Genomic DNA, 24,170 nt, shown 5'->3' on the forward strand with positions numbered 1-24,170 from the left:
GCCAAAATCAACAATATGCTTTAAAACATAGCCTTTGAAAAAAACGCCCGTCACTCATTTTTATCTATTAAACGGTAAAAGCTCGTCCAACAGGATGAAATTCTTGACCCACTATTAGGCATGTACAACTGTACGTCTTTCAATCCGCTTTTCATAGTTTGTTCCGAGCAGAACACGTTGAACGTAGATTCCAGGCGTATGGATTTCATCCGGATCTAAATCTCCTACCCCAACGATTTCCTCGACTTCTGCAATCGTAATTTTTCCAGCCATTGCAGCCAATGGATTAAAGTTACGAGATGTTTTTCTGAAAACAAGGTTTCCAAGCGGATCGGCCTTCCAGGCTTTCACGAGAGCGAAATCGCCGACAATTCCCTCTTCTAATAAATAAGTTCTTCCGGTAAACTCCTTGTGCTCTTTTCCTTCAGCAATCGGAGTTCCCACTCCAGTAGCCGTATAAAAACCAGGTATTCCGGCACCACCTGCACGAATTCGTTCAGCAAGAGTTCCTTGAGGGACTAGTTCTACCTCAAGCTCACCACTTAAATACTGCTTTTCAAAAATTTTATTTTCACCGACATAGGATGAAACCATTTTCTTAATTTGCTTATTTGCAAGCAGCAGACCAAGCCCCCAATCATCAACGCCACAATTATTACTAACTATTGTTAAATCTTTCGTTCCTTCATCTTTTAAAGCGAGAATTGCTTTTTCCGGAATTCCACACAATCCGAAACCACCGACGATGATTGTATCGCCATCTGAAATATCTTGTATTACTTCCGCGAAGGAGTTCATTATTTTTCCATTGTTCACAGGATCCGCCTCCTTATTAAGATTAAGTCTTTTATATTTGAAATTAATTGTTAAAAATTAGACCGGATATACAGAGTGCTTTCGTTCTGAGAAAATGAGATATTTTGAAGAATATGCCTCAAAACGATTTACAAGCTCCGCGCGTAATGAATTTGCTGGAATAATACCGTCAATCACCATTTCGGAAGCTAAACTGTAAATATCAATGTCCTCTTTATATTCCTCACGTTTTTGTTCTATGAATGCGGTACGCTCCTCTTCAGGCAGCTCAGCAATTTTATTAGCATAAACTGCATTAACTGCTGCTTCTGGTCCCATAACCGCAATTTGTGCAGAAGGCAAGGCAAGACACGCATCTGGTTCAAATGCAGGGCCACACATTGCATAAAGACCAGCGCCATATGCTTTACGTACGATAACAGAGATTTTGGGAACACTTGCTTCAGACATCGCTGAAATCATTTTCGCACCATGGCGAATGATTCCTGCCCGTTCAACCTTTGTACCTATCATAAATCCAGGTACATCAACTAGAAACAAAATTGGAATATGGTAGGCATCACAAAGATTAATAAATTTTGCGGCCTTATCTGCTGAATCGTGGAATAATACCCCGCCTTTAACACGCGGCTGATTGGCAATGATCCCGACAGATTTCCCATCAATGCGGGCCAGTCCTGTAATAAGTTCGCCAGCAAAAAGTTTTTTGATTTCAAAGAAGGAGCCTTCATCAATAATCCCATTTATTAGATCATGCATATTAAATGGTGAATTCTGATTAACCGGAATCAGCTCTTCTAATGGTTTCTTCAATTGTTTAGGAGCCACAGCCTCACGAACTGGCGGTTTCTCTGAAAAATTAGCAGGGAAATAAGATAGATAGTTTCTCGCCATTGAAATGGCTTCTTCTTCATTTTTCGCAAGAACATCACCACAGCCTGAAACAGAACAGTGCATGCGAGCGCCGCCCATTTCCTCCAAGGTCACTTTCTCACCAATAACCATTTCGGCCATTCTCGGTGATCCTAGGTACATCGATGCATTTTTGTCCACCATAATGACAATGTCGCAAAAAGCCGGAATATAGGCTCCGCCAGCAGCAGATGGTCCAAACAGAATACAGATTTGAGGAATTTTACCTGAAAGTTTCACTTGATTGTAAAAGATTCTTCCTGCACCACGACGCCCCGGGAACATTTCCACTTGATCTGTTATCCTCGCTCCAGCTGAATCTACCAGGTATAATAATGGCACCCGAAGTTTTTCAGCTGTTTCTTGGATTCGAATTATTTTCTCAACCGTCCGAGCTCCCCAAGAACCGGCTTTGATCGTTGAATCGTTGGCCATCACACAGACAAGCTGGCCATTAATCTTGCCCATCCCTGTCACAACACCGTCTGCAGGCAGATTCCCCGCCATGCAGTTTGCAAATAGAGCATCCTCCAGTTCAAAGCCAGGATCGAATAATAATGATAAACGATCGCGGACGAACATTTTTCCCTGCTCTTGGTTTTTTTCATGATATTTTGGAGCTCCGCCCTTTTTAATCTGTTCGACTCTATCTTGCAGTGTCTGTTGTAGAGGTTTCATATCCACTGTCATTGTTTTTCCTCCTCTATTAATCTAGTTTTCTTATTCACCCATGTATATTGGGGTGCGTTTCTCCTTAAAAGCTTGTAATCCTTCTAAACGATCTTTTGTCGGAATCGTCACTTCATAGGCATTTTGCTCAATTGCAAGACCGGTGTTAATATCCAAATCATAGCCTTTATCGATTGCGAACTTTGCTTGTGCGACGGCGATTGGGCCATTCCGAACAATTTGTCCTGCAATTTCTAATGCCTTATCCATTAAGCTTGCAACAGGGACCATATACTCTACTAATCCAATCTCCAGGGCTTCTTCTGCATCAATTCGTCTAGCAGTGAAAATCAGCTCTTTGGCACGTCCCTTTCCTACTAATCTTGGTAAACGCTGTGTTCCGCCCGCACCAGGAATAATTCCTAGTGATGTTTCCGTCAGACCAAGCTTCGCAGTTTCAGAGGCAATGCGGATATCACAAGCAAGCGCCAGTTCAGTTCCACCCCCAAAAGCTACGCCGTTTACAGCTGCTATGACCGGTTGGGGTAATAATTCTAAAGAATTGATATTATCGCGGATCAAAGAAACAGTCTTCCTCACCTGAACCGGATCCATTCCAGCTCGTTCTTTTAAATCAGCCCCCGCACAAAAAGCTTTCTCCCCAGCCCCTGTTATTACGATGCAGCGGACCGATCGATCATATTTACATGTAAGAATTGCGTCGCGGAGACCCTCTAACATCTGTACTGATAAAGCATTAGCAGCTTCCGGCCTATTTAAAGTAATCATCACGATTCCGTTTTCCAACTTTTTAACTAATATGGTTTTACTCATGATCTCACCTTTCTCACACGGTATTTCCAAGCTTTCCACCCAGTTGAGAGCAGGCGGCTTGAAAACTTTTACTAGGTAAAGGTCTGCCAATCTTCTCCTGAATGAATTGGGATGCATGAAGCAGTTTTTGCTGATCAGCTCCAGTGTGAATTCCCATCCCGTGAAGCATATAGAGTAAATCGTCTGTTGCCACGTTTCCGGATGCTCCAGGCGCGTAAGGACATCCTCCTAAGCCGCCAAGGGAAGAATCAAATATGGTAATTCCCATTTCTAATGATACTAAGATGTTGGCCAAAGCTGTTCCTCGTGTATCATGAAAATGCATCGCTAATTTATCTGCTGGAAATCTTTTTAATAATACTTCCAAAACTTCTTGGACTTGCTTTGGATTTGCCACACCGATTGTATCCCCGAGAGACAGCTCTGCAATACCCATGTCAAATAATGATTCGGACACTCTTATGACCGCATCGATATCAACATCACCTTCATATGGACAGCCAAAAACGGTCGAAACATAACCTCTGCTTAATTTTCCGGCCGAAATGGTTTCTCTGACCAAATCAGTTAACAAAGGGAAAGTCTCGCCAATCGTTTTATTTATATTTTTTAGGTTATGTGTTTCACTTGCTGACATAAACACTGCTACTTCATCTATGTTCGCATTAAATGCTCGTTCCAGACCTTGAAGGTTCGGAACGAGTGCTGTATAAGTGACACCAGGCACTTTTGTAATGCCAGCAGCAACGGCAACTGCATCTGAAAGTGCAGGAATCCATTTTGGATTAACAAAAGAGGTAATCTCAATATGTTTTAGTCCACTTTCTGACAATTGATTAATCCAAGCGATTTTATCTTCTGTTGAAATAAAAGCTTTTTCATTTTGCAATCCATCACGAGGACCAACCTCTTTAATCGTTACACCTTCCGGCCACTTCATTGTTCCATCTCCTTTCCACCTTGATCCAGGCTTTATTCAATTTCTACAATGACGTCGCCTTCATTAACAAAGTCGCCTTCATTCACTTTTACTTCTTTAACGGTTCCATCGAATTCAGCGGCAATCGGAATTTCCATTTTCATCGATTCTAAAATCACTACATCTTGACCCTCTTCTACCTGATCTCCTACTTTAACTAATACCTTCCATACATTTCCTGCCATAACTGCCATTACTTCACTCATGATGATTCCTCCTATTTTGCGTTATTTGCTTTTTTAGTTTTTAAATACTTGTTAACAAAGTCTGTTGTCGTATCACCTGATTGGAATGCCGCGTGGGCAATAACCTCTTGCAGCATTGGGATATTTGTTTTAATACCTTCAATATGATAATTAGCTAATGCATCTTGCAGACGATTTATTGCCTCTCCACGATTGCTGCCTTTGACAACAAGCTTAGCAATCATTGGATCATAAAAAGGAGTGACTACGGATTGACCGTGAATGGCTAATTCATGTCGAACTCCAGGTCCGTTCGGCAACTGTAATTTTGTTATTTTTCCAGGTGATGGGAAAAATGTTTTGGGATCTTCTGCATAGATTCTAACCTCAATTGCATGTCCTCCACGTTTTACGTCTTCTTGAGAAAATTTCAGAACTTCACCTGCAGCAATTTGCAATTGTTGTTCAACTAAGTCCAAACCTGTAATTTCTTCTGTCACCGGATGCTCCACTTGCAAACGGGTATTCATTTCAAGAAAATAGAAATTTTGCTTTTCATCAACTAAGAACTCGATTGTTCCTGCATTTTTATACCCGATTGATTTTGCCGCTTTTACTGCAGCCTCCCCCATTTTGGTACGAGTTATTTCAGTAATAAATGATGATGGGGCTTCCTCTACGACTTTTTGATGACGGCGCTGGATCGAACATTCACGTTCCCAAAGGTAAACTGTATTTCCAAAACCGTCTGCCAAGATTTGAATTTCAATATGTCTTGGATTTTCAACAAATTTTTCAATATACATTGCTCCATCGCCAAAGAAATCAGTAGCCCGCTTTTGGTTCCCCTCAAATGCCTTTCGGATTTCATCTCCATTATGGACCACCTGCATTCCAATTCCGCCACCCCCAGCTGAGGCTTTTAGCATAACGGGATAACCGATGCGATCCGCCACTTCTACCGCTTCCTCTGCATCTGCTAGTGGGTAGGTAATCCCTGGAACGACAGGAACACCTGCTTCCTCCATTGCTTTACGTGATTCAATCTTACTTCCCATTTTAGAAATAACCTCTGGAGAAGGTCCGATGAATATAAGACCTGCTTCCTCACAACGGCGGGCAAAGTCAGTATTTTCAGAAAGCAAGCCATATCCCGGGTGGATAGCATCCGCTTCTGTTAAACGAGCGACCTCTAGAATTTTATTGATATTTAAATAACTTTCTGCTACACGGGAACCTCCGATTAAATAGGCCTCATCTGCCATTTTTACATGGGGAGCATCCGCATCAGCTTCTGAGTAAACTCCAACCGTTGTAATCCCTAAGGCCTTGCATGTACGGATTACACGAACAGCAATTTCGCCACGATTAGCAATTAAAACTTTTTTCAACATCCCTTCCACCCTTTCTATCTTCTAATTAAGTAAGTTCAAAACTCATCGGCATCGTTATAAAGCTTAACCTTTTATCGTTAAGGAAATATGTAAAAATCTAATTATTAATTTTGCAACATTCTATACGTTTACCTTTAACTCCTAATCTATATATGGAACCAGTCATTTGCCGATCATTTTCCTGACAAATGACTCGCTCTCATTACTAACTATTAAACTGATGATTTTTCAGCAACTATTTTTTGTATTTGTGCAACGGCCTCCGGATCTTCTAGTCCTGTAATGTCGCCGTTAACCTTTCCTGATACAACAATTTCCTTTAATAAGCGGCGCATGATTTTCCCGCTGACTGTTTTTGGCAACATATCAGTAAAAATGATTGATTTAGGAACTGCAATCTTACCAATTTGTTGTATGATCCGATTATTTATTTGCTGTTTTAATTCTTCGGTTCCTTTATAGCCATCAGCCAGACGGACAAATACAAGCGGAACTTCTCCTTTTATTTCATCAGGGATTCCAATGATTGCGCATTCAGTGACACCCTCACATTCAAGTACAGCGCTTTCCATCTCCATGGTACTTAAGCGGTGTCCAGCTACATTAAACGCGTCATCGGAACGGCCGACTACCCATAAATATCCATCATCATCTATTAATGCCAGGTCGCTGGCATAGTAGCAGCCATCCACTTGGCTAAAATAGGATCCGTAATATCGCTCTGGTTCTTTCCAAAGTGTCCGGCATAGCATAGGAAATGGTTTTCTAATAACCAAATTTCCTAACCTGCCAGGTTCAACTGGATTGCCTTCTTCATCAACAATATCCATAACCGCACCTAAAAAGGGAGTACCTGAGGAACCCGGTTTCATTGGCGTCAGCCAAGCTGCTCCAGCTATAGGCGATCCCGCTGTTTCGGTTTGACCCCAAGTATTATTGATATATACCTTCTTCTTTCCTAAAACTTCATATGTCCAATGCCAGGTTTCCGGATCGAATGGTTCTCCAACAAGGGAAATGACATCGAGGCATGATAAATCAAATTTCTCTAATGCCTTTTCTCCCATACTTTTTAACATTCTTAATGCTGTTGGGGCAGTAAACAGTTTATTCACCCTGTATTTTTCAATGATTTGATAAAAGCGATCCTTTGTTGGATAATCAACTGCCCCTTCGAAGACAACGGTTGTTACACCATTCGCTAAGGCACCTGTAATTCCCCAAATATGCATGGTTAACCAGCCGATATCCGCGGTACACCAGAAAACATCGTCATTATGGTGATCCATATGATACTTGGCATATGTGTAATTTTGAGTGACAAAAGCCATGCCGGAATGCACGACGCCTTTTGGTTTACCTGTCGTACCACTTGTATAAAACACAATACCGCTCTCATTCGCTTCTATTCTCTCAGGTTCACAAACGATACTTGCCGCTTTTGTCTGCTCATGCCACCAGTAATCCCGGCCTTCGTTCATTTGAACCTCTAAACCTAATCGGTCTACAACAATGACTGCTTCGACAGATGGAATAGATGGTACAACATTATCCACTTTTTCTTTTAATCGAATAACTTTACCCCGTCGTTCAGTTCCATCTGCAGTGACCAATACTTTTGGCTCAAAACTGATGAGTCGGTCTGTCAATGATTTTTCGGAATAACCTGAGAAAATCGTATTGTAAATAGCACCAATTCGAAAACAAGCTAAAACGGCAATAAAGGCTTCGGCCAGGTTTGGAAGATAAATAGCTACACAATCACCTTTGTTTACACCAAATGATTTAAGAACATTTGCAAATCGATTTACTTCAGCAAGAAGCATATTATACGTATAAAATTTGGTGTCCCCGTTTTCACCCTCCCAAATGAGAGCGGTCCGGTTTCCTGCCCCATTTTCTATATGCCGATCAAGTAAATTTACACTCGGGTTACTAATGCCGCCGGCAAAGAAGCGAAAATCAGGGAGTTGTCCACTAATGGTTTCATTCCACGGTTCATACCAAACAAGTTCACGGGCTGCACGATCCCAAAAGGTAGCAGGATCTTCTTGGGATTGTTTAAGAAGTTCTTGAAAAGCTTCGCTGCTCCCAATGGAGGTTGAACGCACTTTTTCTTGATCTGGATAAACGAGTTTGCTATTTGAAACAACTTGTAAAATTCCACTGATATCCATGTAATGGCTCCTTTAACAATTTTATTTAATCCTATAAATCTGTTAAACTTGGCTGTTGATTTCCGCTCCAATCAACGTGGCTATAAAATAAAACAGTTACCTGTAACACAGCAATTTTAATAAAGAAAAGGACAGACTACAATTGAAAGACATTATTTTTTATAAACCTTTTCAACCCATTCGGAAACGGTGAGAGAATCTTTATTGTATTCTTTTAGTTTTTGCAGCACTTCCCATCCTTTTCCAACCAGAATGATTCCCTTTTTGTGAACATACACCTTCATCCCATACCCCTCCAAATAAAGTATGGTAAAATGTATGAGCAGATTATAGGAATAGAACAGGAGTGACCCTAATGAGCAATCTCGAAGAAAAAACGCTCCAGAGCGAAGAAATTTTCTCTGGAAAAGTTATCAGTCTTCATCTCCAGGATGTTGAACTTCCGAACGGGAAACAATCCAAACGGGAGATCGTCAAACATCCCGGAGCTGTAGCTATTTTAGCCATTACGGATGATAAGAAAGTCGTTATGGTCGAGCAATACAGGAAAGCACTGGAACGGACCATTGTTGAAATCCCCGCTGGAAAATTGGAAAAAGGGGAAGAACCAGCGCTTTGTGCTCGCCGAGAACTTGAAGAAGAGACTGGCTATGAATGCAAGAGCCTAGAATGGCTCACCTCTTTTTATACCTCGCCAGGATTCGCCGATGAAATCGTCCATGTCTATGTTGCAACAGGGTTATCGAAAAAAGAAAATGCAGCAGCACTCGACGAAGACGAATTTGTAAATCTCGAGGAAGTAACCCTTGAAGAAGCTATCCAATATGTTAAAGAGCAAAAGATCTATGATGCTAAAACCATTTTCGCTGTTCAGTATTTACAGTTACAAGAGGCGTTGAAAAATAAATGAACCGCTACTTTGTAGATTTACATATTCATATTGGCCGTACATGGACAGGCAAGCCAGTAAAAATCACAGGGGCCAAATCACTAACCTTTACGAATATCATTGAACATGCTCGCCATGAGAAGGGGCTAAATATGGTGGGAATCATTGATAGTCATTCACCTGAAGTCATCCTCGAAATGGAAAGTCTTATTCAAAGTGGAGATATAGTGGAACATCCCGATGGGGGCTTGGTATTTGGTGATTTAACGGTTATTCCTGGTTCCGAATTAGAAATTTATGATCAACAATGCAATGGGCCTATACATTTGCTCTCGTATTTTCCGAATCTTTCCGTCATGAGGGAGTTTTCATCATGGCTGTCTGGCAACTTAAAAAATATTCAACTAAGCTCACAAAGGATCTATGCCTCGGGCCTAACTTTGCAAAAGAAGGTTAAGGAGTTAGGTGGAATCTTCATTCCTGCCCATGTATTCACGCCCTTTAAAAGCTTATATGGGAAAGGTGTCAATCAGTCTTTGACAGAGGTATTAGACCCAGAATTGGTCGATGCAATTGAACTTGGACTAAGCTCCGATACCTATATGGCGGATCAAATAAAGGAATTGCATAATTATACTTTTGTTACGAATTCTGATGCCCATTCCCTTGCAAAAATTGCCCGAGAATACCAAGTCATTGCGATGAAAGAACCAACATTTTTAGAGTTGCAAAAAGCGTTAAAGAAGGAAGATGGACGTAGAATCATCGCGAATTATGGTCTTGATCCTTTGCTTGGTAAATATCATAATACAGTTTGTGCAGAATGCCTTAATCCAGCAGCAAACGACGATCAACGATGCAACCAATGTGGAACCACAAAGATTATTAAAGGTGTTGCTGACCGAATCCTCGAATTAAAAACGGCTGAACAAGGACCTGCAGATCGACCTCCGTATATCCATCAAGTCCCGCTCGAGTTTATTCCTGGTTTAGGGCCTCGCCTACTGGAGAAGCTGGTCGATCACTTTGGCAGTGAAATGGCGATTTTACATGATGTTCCATATGATGGTTTGAAAGAAGTGGTCCCCGAAAAAATAGCTGTCCTAATCCTGAAAGCTAGAGAAGGTAAAGTAACTCTAGCAGCCGGCGGCGGTGGAAAATACGGAAAAATTTCGGATTAATAAAAAGTAAACCCCGGTAGCCAAAAGACATCGGGGTTTATTCTGTAATCTATTAAATTTTAAGCATAGAAATACTAGACTGGCATACACTGTATTAACTGAACTGAGAATAGTAGGAGGAAACGCAAATGAAAAAACGATTGTACCAGTCCGATGCCGCTAGTTATTTCCGTGAGCATTCCTCAATTTTTTTGTTTATTGTCGTTTTATTTTTAATGGGAGTAATCTTTGGGGCAATTGTTGTAAACAGTATGAGCATTACCCAGAAGGAAGATTTATTCTATTATTTATCACAATTTTTTGGACAAGTCTCGAGTGGAAAAGATGCTGAAGACAATGATTTATTCTTACAAAGCTTATTCCATAACAGTAAATTCATTGGGCTCATGTGGATACTTGGTATTTCAATTATTGGTCTTCCGGTTATTTTGATTCTATTATTTATCAAAGGTATGGTAGTTGGGTTCACCGTTGGTTTTCTTGTCAGCCAAATGGGCTGGCAGGGGTTCATGCTTGCCTTTGTATCAATATTACCTCAGAATTTGATTATCATTCCCGTCTTCATATTGATGGCAGCATTATCTGTAATTTTCTCACTCAGAATGATCAAAAAGCAATTTATGAAAAAATATGCCCAACCCATCCTTCCTTTTTTTAAAAGATACATTTTTGCTTTGATTGTAGCGGTGGTTTTTATATCTGCCGCATCTGGAATCGAGGCCTATCTTTCACCATGGTTAATGAAAACCATCATAAGTTCAACTAGTTTAAAATAATTACCATATAATATTAATTATTAGTAATACTTTGTTTTTGTTTATAATAATTTTAGTTTGATTCTCAATTGCCATCTGTTATAATGAGAATTAACAGTGGCGAGGGAGGGACTTCAGGATGGAAACTAGAATTGAGAGAATTAAAAAACAGTTGCATTCAGCAAGTTATAAACTAACACCTCAGCGTGAGGCAACCGTTCGAGTTTTATTAGAAAATGAAGAGGATCATTTGAGTGCGGAAGATGTGTACCTCCTCGTAAAAGAAAAATCGCCTGAAATTGGTTTAGCAACTGTTTATCGAACGTTGGAATTATTAACGGAATTAAAAATTGTTGATAAAATAAATTTTGGGGATGGGGTTTCCCGCTATGACCTCAGGCAGGAAGGCGCAGCACATTTTCATCACCATCTTGTTTGCATTGAATGTGGTGCGGTCGATGAAATTCAAGAGGATTTACTTGAAGATGTTGAAGCAATTGTAGAACGTAAATGGAATTTTAAAATAAAAGACCATCGCCTTACTTTTCATGGAATCTGTTACCGATGCCAGGACAAAGATAAAGACGAAGAAAAAGAAGATTAACCGAAAAAAGCTCCGTGAAAAGGGCTTTTTTCTTTTGGTTTCGTTAAATTCGTTTAATTGAAGCTTCTCTATATTACCAATGATTAGGTATAAAAGTTGTCCATTTTGGCATACATTTTACTAGACGATTGGAAATTGGGGGAAGCACAATGATCAAATTTATTAAAGCAGCACTAAAAACCTTAAAAGTTTTTATTATATTCACAGGATGCACGATTCTTTTCTATTATGGTATCATGTTGGTAAATGAAGAATATCAAAATTATCATCGCTATGATGAACCGGAAGGAGCTGCACTCAAGGTTTCGAACGCAGTGAATGAGGACAATTCTTCCTTGTTCGATCGGCTGATGTTGTTTTATTTAAATGGGGAGTAAATGCGATGGACGAGCAATTAAAGGATTTTATGCAATACTTAATTGATGAAAAAGGGTTATCTAAGAATACCATTATGGCGTATGAGCGAGATTTAAAAAGCTATCTTCATTATTTGGTAAATGTGGAATCCGTCCATTCTTTAAATCATGTACAAAGAGTTCATATTGTTCATTTTTTAAAATTTTTAAAAGAACAAGGGAAATCACAGAAAACCTTGGCACGACACATTGCTTCCGTACGGGCATTTCATCAATACTTATTAAGGGCAAAGGAAACAGATCAAGATCCGTCAGTTCAAATTGAAACACCAAGGCATGAAAGGTCACTTCCCAATGTATTAAGTTTGAAGGAAGTAGAGGTCCTGTTGGAGACACCAAAACCAAATGATCATTTTGGAATAAGGGATAAGGCAATGCTCGAACTGCTTTATGCGACAGGTATCCGAGTTAGTGAACTAATAGGTCTTGAGATTGAGAATGTTCAGTTATCTATGGGGTTTGTTCGCTGCAATGGGAATAAGGAAAGAATCATTCCAATTGGACGAACTGCTTCTGTGGCAATAAAGTATTATTTAGAAGAAGGAAGACCCCGGTTTGTTTCCACGAAACATAAGGATCAGGCTTTGTTTTTAAACCATCAAGGGAAACGGTTGACACGGCAAGGGTTCTGGAAAATTTTGAAAAAGCTTACGCAAGAAGCCGGGATCAATAATGAGCTTACACCACATACCCTTCGACATTCATTTGCAACGCATTTGTTAGAAAATGGTGCCGATTTACGAGCAGTCCAAGAAATGTTGGGGCATGCAGATATCTCAACAACACAAATATATACACAGGTTACAAAAACAAAGTTAAAAGATGTATATAGTAAATTCCATCCACGAGCTTAATAGAATCGAAGTATTAAAAAAGACATATAATTGTCAAAAAGCTGCCTCAATTTTGGTGGCTTTTTTCTTGTAATTTCTGAAACATTTAGTACAATAGAGATGTCAGACTTCTGACGAATAGAATTATATTAGTTTTCATAAACCTATATAATGAGGGCAACATATTTATATGATTTGAATATTTGCAAACGTTTTCTAGTTGTAAAAGGAGGAAGAATTAAATGGCTGCAAATAAATATAAACGTATTTTTATTATTGTTATGGACTCTGTAGGGATTGGAGAAGCGCCTGATGCTGAAAAGTTTGGTGACAAAGGTGCGGATACTTTTGGCCATATTGCGGAAAGAATGAACGGTCTAAACATGCCACATATGGGCAGGTTAGGTTTAAGTAATATCCGTGAAATACAAGGAATAGAAAGGGCAGAAAAACCGTTAGCTTTTTACACGAAAATGATGGAAGCATCTAACGGTAAAGATACCATGACAGGACACTGGGAAATCATGGGTTTAAATATCCAAACTCCTTTTCAGGTATTCCCAGAGGGATTTCCTGATGAACTTCTTTCCGAATTGGAAAAGCGCACAGGTCGAAAAATTATTGGCAATAAGCCTGCAAGTGGAACCGAAATCCTCGTTGAGTTAGGCGAAGAGCATATGAAGACAGGGGCATTGATTGTCTATACTTCAGCTGATTCCGTACTTCAGATTGCAGCACATGAAGAAATTATTCCGCTTGAAGAGCTATATGAAATTTGTAAAATTGCCCGTGAATTAACGCTGGATGAAAAGTATATGGTTGGACGTGTAATTGCCCGCCCATTTTTAGGTGAACCAGGGAACTTTAAACGCACCTCGAACCGTCATGATTACGCACTTAAACCATTCAACCGGACGGTTATGAGCGAATTAAAAGATGGCGGCTATGATGTCATTGCCATTGGAAAAATATCCGATATCTATGACGGAGAAGGAGTAACAAAGTCCTTAAGAACGGTTTCTAACATGGATGGAATGGATAAGTTAGTGGAAACCTTGGATATGGATTTCACCGGAATTAGTTTCGTAAATCTAGTTGATTTTGATGCATTATATGGACACCGCCGTGACCCTGAGGGTTATGGAAAAGCGTTAGAAGAATATGATGCTCGTCTTCCAGAAGTATTTGCGAAATTAAAAGTAGACGACCTATTAATGATTACCGCCGACCACGGTAATGATCCAGTGGCACCAGGTACGGACCATACACGTGAATATGTACCTTTATTAGTTTATTCAAAGAGCATGAGCGAAGGGAAAGAACTCCCACTACGAGAGACTTTTGCTGATCTTGGCGCAACTGTTGCTGAAAACTTTAATGTCAAATTACCTAACTACGGAAAAAGCTTTTTAAATGAATTGAAATAAAAGGGGTATAAGAATGAACACTGAAAAAATTCAAAATGCTTCAAGCTTTTTAAAACAGAAGTATGCAAATACACCTAAAATAGGACTCATTTTAGGTTCTGGTCTTGGAGTATTAGCAGATGAAATTGAGAACCCAGTAAAAATTCCATATAATGAAATTCCAGATTTTCCAATCTCTACGGTTGAAGGTCATGCTGGTCAACTGGTGTTTGGATTATTAAGTGATGTAGAAGTTGTGGCCATGCAAGGACGTTTCCATTTCTATGAAGGATATAGTATGGATAAAGTAACCTTCCCCGTCCGCGTTATGAAAGAGTTAGGGGTTGACATGTTAATCGTGACCAATGCTGCAGGCGGAGTTAACGAGAGTTTCGCAGCAGGTGATTTAATGATTATCTCGGATCATATTAATAATATGGGTACAAATCCGTTAATCGGACCAAATGATTCCAAGCTTGGTGTCCGTTTCCCTGATATGTCAGAGGCGTATACGAAAGAATTACGTGCAGCTGCAAGGGAAATTGCCAGCCGTCTAAACATCAATGTTAAAGAAGGGGTTTATTTCGGAAATCCTGGGCCTGTTTATGAAACACCAGCTGAAATACGGATGGTTCGAGCAATGGGCGGAGATGCAGTCGGAATGTCAACTGTACCGGAAGTAATCGTGGCCCGTCATAGCGGCATGAAGGTTCTTGGTATTTCATGTATTTCAAACATGGCAGCAGGAATTCTTGACCAACCGCTTACCCATGATGAGGTTATTGAAACAACCGAGAGAGTTAAAGCTGACTTCCTTCAATATATCAAAGAAATCGTTAAAACGATTGCACAATAAGATTCTAGATAGGAAATTTACGTAAAGTGGTGATTATGATGAGGATGGTAGACTTAATAGAGAAAAAAAGAGATGGACAAGAATTATCGAACGAAGAAATTAAATTTATTATCAATGGTTATACCGATGGATCAATTCCTGATTACCAAGTCAGCTCCTTAACTATGGCTATCTTTTTTAAAGGGATGACTGAGCAGGAAAGAGCCGATTTGACTATGGCAATGGTTGAATCAGGTGACCAAATTGATTTATCGCAAATAGAAGGAATTAAAGTAGACAAACATTCAACTGGCGGTGTGGGTGACACAACAACTCTAGTATTAGGACCACTTGTTGCTGCACTTGATGTTCCTGTTGCCAAAATGTCAGGGCGCGGCTTAGGTCATACAGGCGGAACAATCGATAAATTAGAAGCAGTTAAAGGCTTTCATGTAGAGATTGAAAATGAGGAATTTATTGACCTTGTTAATAAAAACAAGATCGCTGTAATTGGGCAAAGTGGAAATCTAACTCCTGCAGATAAAAAGCTTTATGCGTTGAGAGATGTGACAGCAACGGTCGATAGTATTCCACTAATCGCAAGTTCAATTATGAGTAAAAAGATTGCAGCTGGTGCCGATGCCATTGTTCTTGATGTAAAAACCGGTGCAGGTGCATTTATGAAGACGCTTGATGATTCTCGCGAACTTGCAAAAGCAATGGTACGGATCGGAAATAATGTCGGCAGAAGAACAATGGCTGTCATTTCTGACATGAGTCAACCGCTTGGATTTGCAATTGGGAACGCCCTAGAAGTAAAAGAAGCGATTGATACATTAAAGGGTGAAGGTCCTGAAGATTTAACGGAACTTTGTTTAACTCTTGGCAGCCATATGGTTTATTTAGCTGAAAAAGCAGACTCATTAGCTGATGCACGGACCAAGCTTGAAGGTGTAATTAAAGACGGTTCAGCGCTTGAAAAATTAAAGGTATTTTTAAGTTCACAAGGTGGGGATGCGTCCATTGTTGATGATCCTTCGAAAATGCCGCAAGCAAAATATATCATTGAACTTGAAGCCAAAGAGGATGGCTATGTATCTGAAATCGTAGCAGATGAAGTCGGAACAGCCGCGATGATCCTTGGAGCAGGAAGAGCAACAAAGGAATCTGTTATTGACTTAGCTGTAGGACTTGTCTTAAGAAAGAAAATCGGTGACCAAGTCAACAAAGGCGAATCCTTAGTAACTATTTACAGCAATTTTGAAAATGTAGAAGAAGTAAAAACAAAACTCTACAACAACATCAAAATTTCAGCAACAAAAATAGACGCACCAATCCTGATTCATGAGGAAATAACCGAATAAAAAGAATCTAAAGGGTGTCAGGCACCAAGTGAAAAATTCACATGGTGCCTGACACCCTATTTTTATTTTGTTCGGGAGGGAATATCTGTATAAAGTTATTAATTTTGGAAAAAATGGATGCTATAAAGAATGGAGGGTTATGCGAATGAAACGATTTGTCTCTTTGATAGTGACAATTTTTTTACTTACAAGTTTATTGGGTACATCTGCTTTTGCTGCTGAGGAAAAGAAGAATGCTGATATTGTCAACAATGTAAAATCCGCTATTTTAATTGAACGTGATACAGGTAAAGTGCTTTATGAGAAAAACAGTAATGAAGAATTGCCACCGGCAAGTATGACCAAAATTATGACCATGCTTTTAATTATGGAAGCAATTGATCAAGGAAAACTTAAATGGAATGAAAAAATCCGTGCTAGTGAGTATGCAGCTTCGATGGGTGGTTCCCAAATTTTTCTTGAACCGGGCGAAGAAATGACAACGAAGGAAATGCTGAGAGGTATTGCGATTGGCTCTGGGAATGACGCATCTGTTGCTATGGCTGAAAGAATTGCTGGCTCAGAAGAAGCCTTCGTTGACATGATGAATACTAAGGTTAAAGAACTTGGCTTAAAACATACATTCTTTAAAAATACAACTGGACTTCCAGTCAGTGGTCATTTCAGCACTGCAAATGATATGGCCATAATGGCAAAAGAACTATTAAAATATGAAGACATTACCAAATTTACTGGTTTGTATGAAGCCTATCTTCGTGAAAATACTGACAAAAAATTCTGGCTTGTTAATACCAATAAATTAGTGCGTTTCTACCCTGGTGTAGATGGACTTAAAACTGGTTTTACGGCCGAAGCAAAGTACTGCTTAACCGCAACAGCACAAAAAAATGGTATGCGTGTAATTGCTGTTGTGTTTGGAGCCCCTACTTCAAAGGAAAGAAATGCCCAAGTAACAAAAATGCTAAACTTTGCGTTTAACCAATATCAAACACATCCGATGTATAAACGCGAACAAACAATAGCGAAAGCAAGAGTTAGTAAAGGACAAGTAAAGTCTATCGAAGCTGTTACAAGCGAGCCAATTTCTTTGCTTACAAAAAAAGGTGAAAAATCTGAGGATGTTAAACAAAAGATAACAATTAAAAAAAATCTGAAAGCACCCATTAATAAAGGCGATAAGATAGGGTCGTTAAAATTAATCAAGGACGGCAAAGTCTTTGTAGAAAGTCCTTTATTAGCAAGTGAAGATGTAAAAGAAGCGGGATGGTGGACCCTTTATAAGCGTTCCTTTGGAATGTTCACAAAGGCTGGAAAATAATTCACTAATCATCTAGCTTCGGTGCCAAGCAACTAGTTGTTTTCACTAAACGGGCGCTTCCGATATTGAATCTGTCGAATCTTCCGGATATGCCACTTCTTTTAGCGAAATACGACTAGTTTTGTATTTGTAGAAGGAAATTACCAACCCGAAAGAGAATTGTCTCACTATACCAGATTAAGGAGGACGGGATAGTGAGTCTTAAAATTGATATGGAAACAAAACATGACGTTCTATGCATACGTTTAAGCGGTGAATTAGACCATCATACCGCGGATGAACTCCGTGAAAAAGCGGTATCCGTCATTGAGAAAAATGAAATTCGTCATATTGTCTTAAATCTGGAACAACTAGCCTTTATGGACAGTTCTGGCTTAGGCGTGATATTAGGCAGATACAAACAAATTAAACAGGTACACGGTGAAATGGTGGTTTGTGCAATTTCCCCTGCGATACAAAGATTATTCGATATGTCAGGTTTATTTAAGATCATAAAAATGGAACCGACAGAAGAATTTGCATTGCAACGATTGGGGGTGGCCTAAGTGAAGAACGAAATGAATCTTCAATTCAGTGCACTAAGTCAAAATGAATCATTTGCCCGAGTAACCGTGGCTGCATTTATCGCACAGTTAGACCCTAACATGGATGAGTTGACAGAAATTAAAACAGTTGTTTCAGAAGCAGTGACCAATGCGATTATTCATGGTTATGAGAATGATCCGAATGGAATTGTTTATATTCACGTAATCATCGAAGATAGTTTAATTGATCTAACCATTAAAGATGTTGGATTGGGAATTGTCGATGTGGAAGAAGCTCGTCAGCCATTATTTACAACAAAACCGGACTTAGAGCGTTCCGGTATGGGTTTTACTATCATGGAGAATTTCATGGATGAGGTAGAGGTTCATTCACAGCCAGGTCGAGGAACCGAAGTTAGATTACGAAAGCATTTACAAAACCGCAAAATGCTTTGCAATTAAGGAGACTTGCCAATGGATGTGGAGGTTAAGAATGATAAAGGTCAAACATATTTAAAGGATCATGAAGTAAAAGAGCTCATTAAAAAGAGCCAAGATGGAGACCAAGAATCAAGGGATTTAATTGTTGAAAAAAATATGCGTCTTGTTTGGTCCGTTGTTCAACGGTTTCTTAATCGCGGGTATGACCCAGATGATCTGTTCCAGATTGGATGTATTGGGTTATTAAAATCAGTGGATAAATTTGACCTTTCATACGATGTAAAGTTTTCGACTTATGCAGTCCCAATGATAATTGGTGAGATTCAGCGATTTATCCGTGATGATGGAACCGTTAAGGTTAGCCGCTCACTGAAAGAAATGGGAAATAAAATTCGAAAAGCTAAAGACGAATTATCGAAAACGCTTGGCAGAATACCAACCGTTAACGAGATATCAGCACATCTTGAACTTTCACCAGAGGATGTCATTCTCGCTCAAGAAGCAAGCAGAACACCTTCTTCCATTCATGAAACTGTATATGAAAATGACGGAGATCCAATTACATTACTTGACCAAATTGATGATGGTAATGAAGGAAAATGGTTTGATAAAATAGCACTTAAGGAAGCCATTCGGGAGTTAGATGAACGTGAACGACTTATAGTCTATTTACGATATTATAAGGACCAAACACAATCTGAAGTCGCTCTAAGGCTCGGGATATCCCAAGTGCAAGTATCTAGACTTGAAAAAAAAATATTGCAGCAAATGAAAGGCCGTATGGATCTCTGATTCATACGGTTTTTTGTTTCGAATTTTTATGGTATTTTTTGGATTTCATTAAAAAAGTGCTTATTACTCATACTATTTATACAGGAAATCATTGTTTGGGAAGTGAATGTTTTGGAAGAAACAATATATATCCGCATGCGGAATCGTGTCCAGGCTCCGCCTGAAGAAAAAATATTGTTAAAAGATATTGCCCAAGTCATTGCCCCAGATGAAGTTCTTTCACCACTTCAAACTATGATGATTCATCAATTAGCAGATACAGACCGGAATATAGTCATCATAGATGTCATGAAAGTAATCCAAGTGATTAAAAGCGAATTTGGAGAAATGGAAGTTCAAACGATTGGTCCAGCCCAAACCATTATTGAGGTCACTTTTAAGAAAAAGGGAGTTTCCCTTCCTTTTTTTCTTTTAATATGGTTTCTCTTATTTTTCGGTTCTGCTATGGCGATTATGAATTTCCATGATGATGTAAGTATGAGAAGCGTACAAGAAAAAATATATACGATTATTACGGGAAAAAAAGAAATAAAACCATTACTGTTCCAAATTCCCTATTCAATTGGGTTAGGCATGGGGATGATTCTTTTTTTTAATCATGTATTTAAGAAACGGATAAATGATGAGCCCAGTCCGCTAGAGGTAGAAATGTTTAATTATCAAATGGATTTAGATAATTACGTAATTATCCATGAAAATAAAGAAAGTATGAAACAAATCAGTGATGATTAAGATTATAGCCATTCTTTTTTTAGGCTTAGCAAGTGGACTGGCAGTAGGCTCTGGTTTTGTGGCTTTTCTAACGGTGTTAGGGATTATTCCTAGATTGACGCAACTTAGCAAAACAATGAAAATGATTCAGCACTATGAATGGGCAGTTGTTTTAGGGGCACTCACTGGGGTAGGTGCGAGTCTAAGAGATCCTATTTTACATGTTCCATCCTTTCTATTAATTTTCCTAGGAATGACTGGTGGAATCTTTTATGGCATGTTAGCTGCTGCTCTCACTGAGGTATTAAATGTGCTACCTATTCTCGCAAAAAGAATCCGGCTGGATGGTGAAATTGTCATTTTAATAATGGCAATCGTATTAGGAAAAATTTTTGGGTCTATATTTCAATGGGTTTATTTTGTTCATCATTGATACTTTTGGAAAAGGTCTAGAACTTGTCATAGAAAGGACATCACATAATGGGCATTCGGAGGCGTGTTATTTTAATTACTGACGGTGATGAATATGCAAAGAGAGCAGTGGAGCATGTTTCTAGGGAAATAGGTGGCAGGTGTATTTCCAGTTCCCAAGGGAATCCGTCAACATTAACTGGTGAGAAAATAGTCCAGTTAATAAAAAGAACCCCTCACGATCCAGTATTTGTTATGTTTGACGATAGTGGCATAGTTGGAGAAGGTGCTGGTGAGAATGCTTTAAAATATGTAGCCCAGCATGAAGATATTGAAGTTCTAGGCATCATTGCAGTTGCCGCAAAATCAAGGCATGAAGAATGGTCAAGGGTGGATGTAAGTATCGATCGTGATGGAAATTTAACTCCATATGGTGTAGATAAATTTGGTATACCTGAGCTTGAAATCGGGAGAATAAATGGTGATACAGTATACTGCCTTGATGAATTGGAGGTACCTATCATCGTAGGAATTGGCGATATTGGCAAGATGGCTAGACATGACTCCTACAAAAAAGGTTCCCCGATAACGAAAAAAGCAGTGGAGCTTATACTTGAAAGGAGTGGCTTCCATGTCAAGAAGTAATGAGCAAAAATGGCCTATCCCGGAATCTGTAACTGAAATAGAAAATTATATGAAACAACGGGTGGGTCTAGGGCTAAGCTTTGATTTTGGCGTCAGGAAATTAAAAGTCCTCAAAAAAGACGTACATATTTACTATGTAAATGGTTTGTGCGATTCCCGATTCATCATTGAACTAATCGAAGGATTAGTGGGAATCAATGATCATGAAAAATTATCAACAAATCTCTTTACGGTTGTTGAAAATAGACTTGTTAATCAATCGGTTGAACGAGCTACCACACTCGATTTCATTGTCGATAAGGTTTTGTCGGGATTAATTGCAGTTGTAATGGAAGGCGAAAATACAGCTTTTGTAATTGATGTTAGAAGCTATCCTGGACGGCAGCCCATGGAACCTGATACAGAAAAGGTTGTTAGAGGGTCCCGTGATGGATTTGTTGAAAATATTATTTTAAATACAGCATTAACAAGACGTAGAATTAGAGATGAACGTCTGCGTTTTGAAATGCTAAAGGTAGGAGAACGGTCAAAGGCGGATGTGGCTTTAGGCTATATAGAGGATGTTGCAGATCCGGATATGGTAAATGTGATTCGTAAAGAAATACAAGGGATTAAAACAGATGGTATTCCTATGGCCGATAAAACGATAGAAGAATTCATCCTGAAACAGGGATGGAATCCATTTCCGCTGGTTAGATATACAGAGCGTGCGGATGTTGCTGCTACACATATTCTTGAAGGGCATGTTGTGATTTATGTCGACACCTCCCCAAGTGTTATTATTACTCCTACAACATATTTTCATCATGTGCAGCATGCAGAAGAGTTTCGTGAATCTCCAGCAATGGGAACATTTGTACGCTGGACGCGTTTTTTGGGTATCATAACATCTATTTTCCTACTTCCTTTATGGATGTTATTTGTATTAGAACCTTCTTTATTACCTGAAAAACTTTCATTTATTGGACCGAATGAACAGACAAATATACCCATAATCATTCAAATATTTTTAGCGGATTTTGGGATTGAATTTTTACGATTAGCGGCAATTCATACACCCACCCCGCTTTCCACCGCAATGGGTTTAATTGCTGCGGTATTAATTGGACAGATTGCAATTAGTGTTGGCTTGTTTGTTCCGGAGGTAATCTTGTATGTCGCAGTTGCAGGGATAGGCTCTTTTACCACTCCTAGCTATGAATTAAGCGTAGCAAATAAAATTGGAAGATTATCACTGTTGATTCTTGTGTCGTTATTTCATCTGCCTGGATTTGTCATTGGGGCGACGGTATTTTTTCTCTTCCTTGTTAAAATGCGTGCCCTTAATACACCATATCTATGGCCTTTCCTTCCTTTTGAGCCAAAAGGATTTTTGCAAATTATTGTACGCAGAGCCATACCAGGATCCATTCTCAGACCAAGTATTGTTCATCCAAGGAACCGCTACCGGCAGCCGCCTAAAGCAAACGAGAAATAATTGCACTTTTCAAACAGGTATGCTAAAGTATTTTTAATTAAATAAAGGAATAAAGAGTAAAAATAGGCAGTATCTTCTGGAGATTCTGTCTATTTATTATTATCATTTATAATGGATCACATAAACTATAGTAAGTGCTTGGGAGAGAGGGAAGGGTATGTATTTTTACGGGACAACAGGCGTAAACAAAAACGGAAATTTAGAAATTGGTGGAGTCGATTCTCTAGAGTTGACGAAGGAATTTGGTACTCCCCTTTATGTATATGATGTAGCGTTAATGCGTGAAAGAGCACGGTCCTTTAAACAGGCCTTTGAAGAACAAGAAATCAAGTCGCAGGTTGCCTATGCTAGCAAAGCCTTTTCAACCATTGCCATGATTCAACTCGCGGAGGAAGAGGGGTTGTCACTCGATGTAGTATCTGGCGGTGAACTGTATACTGCTATTGCTGCAGGGTTCCCAGTCGAGCGGATTCATTTTCACGGAAACAATAAAAGCAGAGAAGAATTAGAAATGGCATTGGATCATGAAATTGGCTGCATAGTTGTCGATAATTTTTCAGAATTGGCCCTTTTGAAAACCATTGCAAAGGAAAAAAATGCCCATGTTAACATCTTGCTGCGTATCACTCCAGGTATTGAAGCGCATACACATGATTACATTTTAACTGGGCAGGAAGATTCAAAATTTGGATTTGATTTACAAAACGGACAAGCGGAACAGGCATTAACAATGGCACTGCAATTTGAGAGCTTTGATGTGCTCGGACTCCATTGCCATATTGGATCGCAAATTTTTGAAACGACGGGCTTTTTACTAGCAGCTCAAAAGATTGTCGAAAAAATGGACGCTTGGAAAAACGAGCATTCCTTTGAAGCAAAAGTATTAAATTTAGGGGGAGGCTTTGGGATCCGCTATACAAAAGAGGATGAACCAATCCCACCTTCTCAATATGTAAGTGAAATTATTCGGGAAGTAAAAAAGTTAACGGAGAGCTATTCTTTAAAAATGCCGGAAATTTGGATCGAACCAGGGCGCTCGCTTGTTGGCGATGCTGGCGTTACCCTTTATAAGGTTGGATCATCGAAAGAAGTTCCTGGTGTTAGAAAGTATTTAGCAGTGGATGGTGGAATGAGTGATAATATTCGTCCTGCCCTTTACCAGGCGAAATATGAAGCCGTTCTAGCCAATAAGCCATTAACGAAAGCAAAAGAAACTGTATCCATTGCAGGGAAATGCTGTGAATCAGGTGACATGTTGATTTGGGATTTACCCCTTCCAGATGTAGGAGAAGAAGATATTCTTGCCGTTTTTTGTACTGGTGCCTACGGCTATTCAATGGCAAATAACTATAACCGCATCCCGCGTCCAGCAGTTGTTTTTGTAGAAAACGGAACAGCAACCCTCGTGGTTAAGAGAGAGACATATGAGGATTTAATAAAGCATGACTTACCGCTAAAATAAATAAAGAGCTGCAAATATTTCCACTCTGTTGATTGGAGCGCAAATCAACAGACCAGTTTCATAGGACCATACACAAAAAGGGGTGCCCCTAAAGTTATCTTTTGGGACACCCTTTTTTTATTTAGGCTATGTTAAAGCTT

At 39.4% G+C, this 24,170-nt stretch carries 26 protein-coding genes; 18 read left to right on the plus strand and 8 right to left on the minus strand.

Annotation, left to right across the window (positions count from 1 at the left end):
* Positions 1-114: 114 nt before the first annotated feature.
* The 8 genes from V7137_RS13990 to mciZ form a co-directional block, all read right to left on the minus strand.
* Positions 115-816: a CoA transferase subunit A gene (locus V7137_RS13990; RefSeq protein ID WP_335698652.1), complete on the minus strand. Its 702-nt coding sequence runs from the start codon at positions 814-816 to the stop codon at positions 115-117.
* A gap of 57 nt (positions 817-873) precedes the next feature.
* A complete protein-coding gene (locus tag V7137_RS13995) occupies positions 874-2,418 on the minus strand; it encodes an acyl-CoA carboxylase subunit beta (protein ID WP_335698653.1) in 1,545 nt (514 codons plus the stop codon).
* Positions 2,419-2,448: 30 nt separating this feature from the next.
* Complete coding sequence (locus V7137_RS14000) at positions 2,449-3,231, minus strand: enoyl-CoA hydratase (RefSeq protein WP_335698654.1); 783 nt, start codon at positions 3,229-3,231, stop codon at positions 2,449-2,451.
* A gap of 13 nt (positions 3,232-3,244) precedes the next feature.
* A complete protein-coding gene (locus V7137_RS14005; RefSeq protein ID WP_335698655.1) occupies positions 3,245-4,171 on the minus strand; it encodes a hydroxymethylglutaryl-CoA lyase in 927 nt (308 codons plus the stop codon).
* Positions 4,172-4,203: 32 nt separating this feature from the next.
* Entirely contained in the window at positions 4,204-4,416 is a 213-nt protein-coding gene (locus V7137_RS14010) for an acetyl-CoA carboxylase biotin carboxyl carrier protein subunit (RefSeq protein WP_335698656.1), read from the minus strand.
* A gap of 11 nt (positions 4,417-4,427) precedes the next feature.
* A complete protein-coding gene (locus V7137_RS14015) occupies positions 4,428-5,789 on the minus strand; it encodes an acetyl-CoA carboxylase biotin carboxylase subunit (RefSeq protein WP_335698657.1) in 1,362 nt (453 codons plus the stop codon).
* A gap of 212 nt (positions 5,790-6,001) precedes the next feature.
* Positions 6,002-7,966 carry an acetate--CoA ligase gene (gene acs / locus V7137_RS14020; protein ID WP_335698658.1) on the minus strand — a complete coding sequence of 655 codons (1,965 nt, stop codon included), beginning with the start codon at positions 7,964-7,966 and terminating at the stop codon, positions 6,002-6,004.
* A gap of 152 nt (positions 7,967-8,118) precedes the next feature.
* Positions 8,119-8,250: a Z-ring formation inhibitor MciZ gene (gene mciZ / locus V7137_RS14025; protein ID WP_335698659.1), complete on the minus strand. Its 132-nt coding sequence runs from the start codon at positions 8,248-8,250 to the stop codon at positions 8,119-8,121.
* Between the two features lie 71 nt (positions 8,251-8,321).
* On the opposite strand from mciZ, the gene V7137_RS14030 reads away from it, so the two are divergent.
* The 18 genes from V7137_RS14030 (at position 8,322) to lysA (ending at position 24,030) form a co-directional block, all read left to right on the plus strand.
* A complete protein-coding gene (locus tag V7137_RS14030) occupies positions 8,322-8,876 on the plus strand; it encodes an NUDIX hydrolase (RefSeq protein WP_335698660.1) in 555 nt (184 codons plus the stop codon).
* Complete coding sequence (locus V7137_RS14035; RefSeq protein WP_335698661.1) at positions 8,873-10,036, plus strand: endonuclease Q family protein; 1,164 nt, start codon at positions 8,873-8,875, stop codon at positions 10,034-10,036. Before V7137_RS14030 ends, V7137_RS14035 begins: the two co-directional genes overlap by 4 nt.
* 128 nt (positions 10,037-10,164) lie before the next feature.
* Complete coding sequence (gene spoIIM, locus V7137_RS14040; protein WP_335698662.1) at positions 10,165-10,812, plus strand: stage II sporulation protein M; 648 nt, start codon at positions 10,165-10,167, stop codon at positions 10,810-10,812.
* A gap of 118 nt (positions 10,813-10,930) precedes the next feature.
* Positions 10,931-11,395 carry a ferric iron uptake transcriptional regulator gene (gene fur / locus V7137_RS14045; RefSeq protein WP_335698663.1) on the plus strand — a complete coding sequence of 155 codons (465 nt, stop codon included), beginning with the start codon at positions 10,931-10,933 and terminating at the stop codon, positions 11,393-11,395.
* Between the two features lie 149 nt (positions 11,396-11,544).
* Positions 11,545-11,772, plus strand: coding sequence for a YqzK family protein (locus V7137_RS14050; protein ID WP_335698664.1), 228 nt, complete (start codon positions 11,545-11,547; stop codon positions 11,770-11,772).
* Positions 11,773-11,777: 5 nt separating this feature from the next.
* Positions 11,778-12,665: a site-specific tyrosine recombinase XerD gene (xerD, locus tag V7137_RS14055; protein ID WP_335698665.1), complete on the plus strand. Its 888-nt coding sequence runs from the start codon at positions 11,778-11,780 to the stop codon at positions 12,663-12,665.
* Positions 12,666-12,886: 221 nt separating this feature from the next.
* Positions 12,887-14,071 carry a phosphopentomutase gene (deoB, locus tag V7137_RS14060; RefSeq protein WP_335698666.1) on the plus strand — a complete coding sequence of 395 codons (1,185 nt, stop codon included), beginning with the start codon at positions 12,887-12,889 and terminating at the stop codon, positions 14,069-14,071.
* Between the two features lie 13 nt (positions 14,072-14,084).
* Positions 14,085-14,906 carry a purine-nucleoside phosphorylase gene (locus V7137_RS14065; RefSeq protein WP_218349175.1) on the plus strand — a complete coding sequence of 274 codons (822 nt, stop codon included), beginning with the start codon at positions 14,085-14,087 and terminating at the stop codon, positions 14,904-14,906.
* A gap of 38 nt (positions 14,907-14,944) precedes the next feature.
* Positions 14,945-16,249 (plus strand): pyrimidine-nucleoside phosphorylase, encoded by a 1,305-nt coding sequence (locus V7137_RS14070; protein ID WP_335698667.1) that lies wholly within the window; start codon positions 14,945-14,947, stop codon positions 16,247-16,249.
* A 145-nt stretch (positions 16,250-16,394) separates the two neighbouring features.
* Positions 16,395-17,567 carry a D-alanyl-D-alanine carboxypeptidase family protein gene (locus V7137_RS14075; RefSeq protein WP_335698668.1) on the plus strand — a complete coding sequence of 391 codons (1,173 nt, stop codon included), beginning with the start codon at positions 16,395-16,397 and terminating at the stop codon, positions 17,565-17,567.
* A 194-nt stretch (positions 17,568-17,761) separates the two neighbouring features.
* A complete protein-coding gene (gene spoIIAA / locus V7137_RS14080; protein WP_218349171.1) occupies positions 17,762-18,112 on the plus strand; it encodes an anti-sigma F factor antagonist in 351 nt (116 codons plus the stop codon).
* Positions 18,113-18,553 (plus strand): anti-sigma F factor, encoded by a 441-nt coding sequence (gene spoIIAB / locus V7137_RS14085; protein ID WP_335698669.1) that lies wholly within the window; start codon positions 18,113-18,115, stop codon positions 18,551-18,553.
* Between the two features lie 12 nt (positions 18,554-18,565).
* On the plus strand, positions 18,566-19,324 hold the full coding sequence (gene sigF / locus V7137_RS14090; RefSeq protein WP_335698670.1) for an RNA polymerase sporulation sigma factor SigF: 759 nt from the start codon (positions 18,566-18,568) through the stop codon (positions 19,322-19,324).
* A 111-nt stretch (positions 19,325-19,435) separates the two neighbouring features.
* Positions 19,436-20,056: a stage V sporulation protein AA gene (locus V7137_RS14095; RefSeq protein ID WP_218349166.1), complete on the plus strand. Its 621-nt coding sequence runs from the start codon at positions 19,436-19,438 to the stop codon at positions 20,054-20,056.
* Positions 20,049-20,468, plus strand: a complete 420-nt coding sequence (locus V7137_RS14100) for a stage V sporulation protein AB (RefSeq protein ID WP_335698671.1) — start codon at positions 20,049-20,051, stop codon at positions 20,466-20,468. The genes V7137_RS14095 and V7137_RS14100 overlap by 8 nt, the downstream gene beginning before the upstream one ends.
* Positions 20,469-20,515: 47 nt before the next feature.
* Positions 20,516-21,091 (plus strand): stage V sporulation protein AE, encoded by a 576-nt coding sequence (locus V7137_RS14105; RefSeq protein WP_335698672.1) that lies wholly within the window; start codon positions 20,516-20,518, stop codon positions 21,089-21,091.
* Positions 21,078-22,568, plus strand: a complete 1,491-nt coding sequence (locus tag V7137_RS14110) for a spore germination protein (RefSeq protein WP_335698673.1) — start codon at positions 21,078-21,080, stop codon at positions 22,566-22,568. The genes V7137_RS14105 and V7137_RS14110 overlap by 14 nt, the downstream gene beginning before the upstream one ends.
* A 157-nt stretch (positions 22,569-22,725) precedes the next feature.
* Positions 22,726-24,030: a diaminopimelate decarboxylase gene (gene lysA, locus V7137_RS14115; RefSeq protein WP_335698674.1), complete on the plus strand. Its 1,305-nt coding sequence runs from the start codon at positions 22,726-22,728 to the stop codon at positions 24,028-24,030.
* Positions 24,031-24,170: the final 140 nt, after the last annotated feature.

Origin of the sequence: Neobacillus drentensis (genome assembly GCF_036962765.1) — a bacterium.
Classification (GTDB): domain Bacteria; phylum Bacillota; class Bacilli; order Bacillales; family Cytobacillaceae; genus Neobacillus; species Neobacillus drentensis_C.

Bases quoted from the DNA above. Each gene is read 5' to 3' on its own strand.
- V7137_RS14015 (WP_335698657.1), bottom strand. From the start codon at position 5,789: ATGTTGAAAAAAGTTTTAATTGCTAATCGTGGCGAAATTGCTGTTCGT.
- V7137_RS14075 (WP_335698668.1), top strand. From the start codon at position 16,395: ATGAAACGATTTGTCTCTTTGATAGTGACAATTTTTTTACTTACAAGT.
- V7137_RS13995 (WP_335698653.1), bottom strand. From the start codon at position 2,418: ATGACAGTGGATATGAAACCTCTACAACAGACACTGCAAGATAGAGTC.
- deoB (WP_335698666.1), top strand. From the start codon at position 12,887: ATGGCTGCAAATAAATATAAACGTATTTTTATTATTGTTATGGACTCT.
- V7137_RS14050 (WP_335698664.1), top strand. From the start codon at position 11,545: ATGATCAAATTTATTAAAGCAGCACTAAAAACCTTAAAAGTTTTTATT.
- V7137_RS14010 (WP_335698656.1), bottom strand. From the start codon at position 4,416: ATGAGTGAAGTAATGGCAGTTATGGCAGGAAATGTATGGAAGGTATTA.
- mciZ (WP_335698659.1), bottom strand. From the start codon at position 8,250: ATGAAGGTGTATGTTCACAAAAAGGGAATCATTCTGGTTGGAAAAGGA.
- V7137_RS14030 (WP_335698660.1), top strand. From the start codon at position 8,322: ATGAGCAATCTCGAAGAAAAAACGCTCCAGAGCGAAGAAATTTTCTCT.
- V7137_RS14005 (WP_335698655.1), bottom strand. From the start codon at position 4,171: ATGAAGTGGCCGGAAGGTGTAACGATTAAAGAGGTTGGTCCTCGTGAT.
- acs (WP_335698658.1), bottom strand. From the start codon at position 7,966: ATGGATATCAGTGGAATTTTACAAGTTGTTTCAAATAGCAAACTCGTT.
- V7137_RS14065 (WP_218349175.1), top strand. From the start codon at position 14,085: ATGAACACTGAAAAAATTCAAAATGCTTCAAGCTTTTTAAAACAGAAG.
- V7137_RS14035 (WP_335698661.1), top strand. From the start codon at position 8,873: ATGAACCGCTACTTTGTAGATTTACATATTCATATTGGCCGTACATGG.
- V7137_RS14000 (WP_335698654.1), bottom strand. From the start codon at position 3,231: ATGAGTAAAACCATATTAGTTAAAAAGTTGGAAAACGGAATCGTGATG.
- V7137_RS14110 (WP_335698673.1), top strand. From the start codon at position 21,078: ATGTCAAGAAGTAATGAGCAAAAATGGCCTATCCCGGAATCTGTAACT.
- lysA (WP_335698674.1), top strand. From the start codon at position 22,726: ATGTATTTTTACGGGACAACAGGCGTAAACAAAAACGGAAATTTAGAA.
- V7137_RS14100 (WP_335698671.1), top strand. From the start codon at position 20,049: ATGATTAAGATTATAGCCATTCTTTTTTTAGGCTTAGCAAGTGGACTG.
- sigF (WP_335698670.1), top strand. From the start codon at position 18,566: ATGGATGTGGAGGTTAAGAATGATAAAGGTCAAACATATTTAAAGGAT.
- V7137_RS14070 (WP_335698667.1), top strand. From the start codon at position 14,945: ATGAGGATGGTAGACTTAATAGAGAAAAAAAGAGATGGACAAGAATTA.
- xerD (WP_335698665.1), top strand. From the start codon at position 11,778: ATGGACGAGCAATTAAAGGATTTTATGCAATACTTAATTGATGAAAAA.
- spoIIM (WP_335698662.1), top strand. From the start codon at position 10,165: ATGAAAAAACGATTGTACCAGTCCGATGCCGCTAGTTATTTCCGTGAG.
- V7137_RS14105 (WP_335698672.1), top strand. From the start codon at position 20,516: ATGGGCATTCGGAGGCGTGTTATTTTAATTACTGACGGTGATGAATAT.
- fur (WP_335698663.1), top strand. From the start codon at position 10,931: ATGGAAACTAGAATTGAGAGAATTAAAAAACAGTTGCATTCAGCAAGT.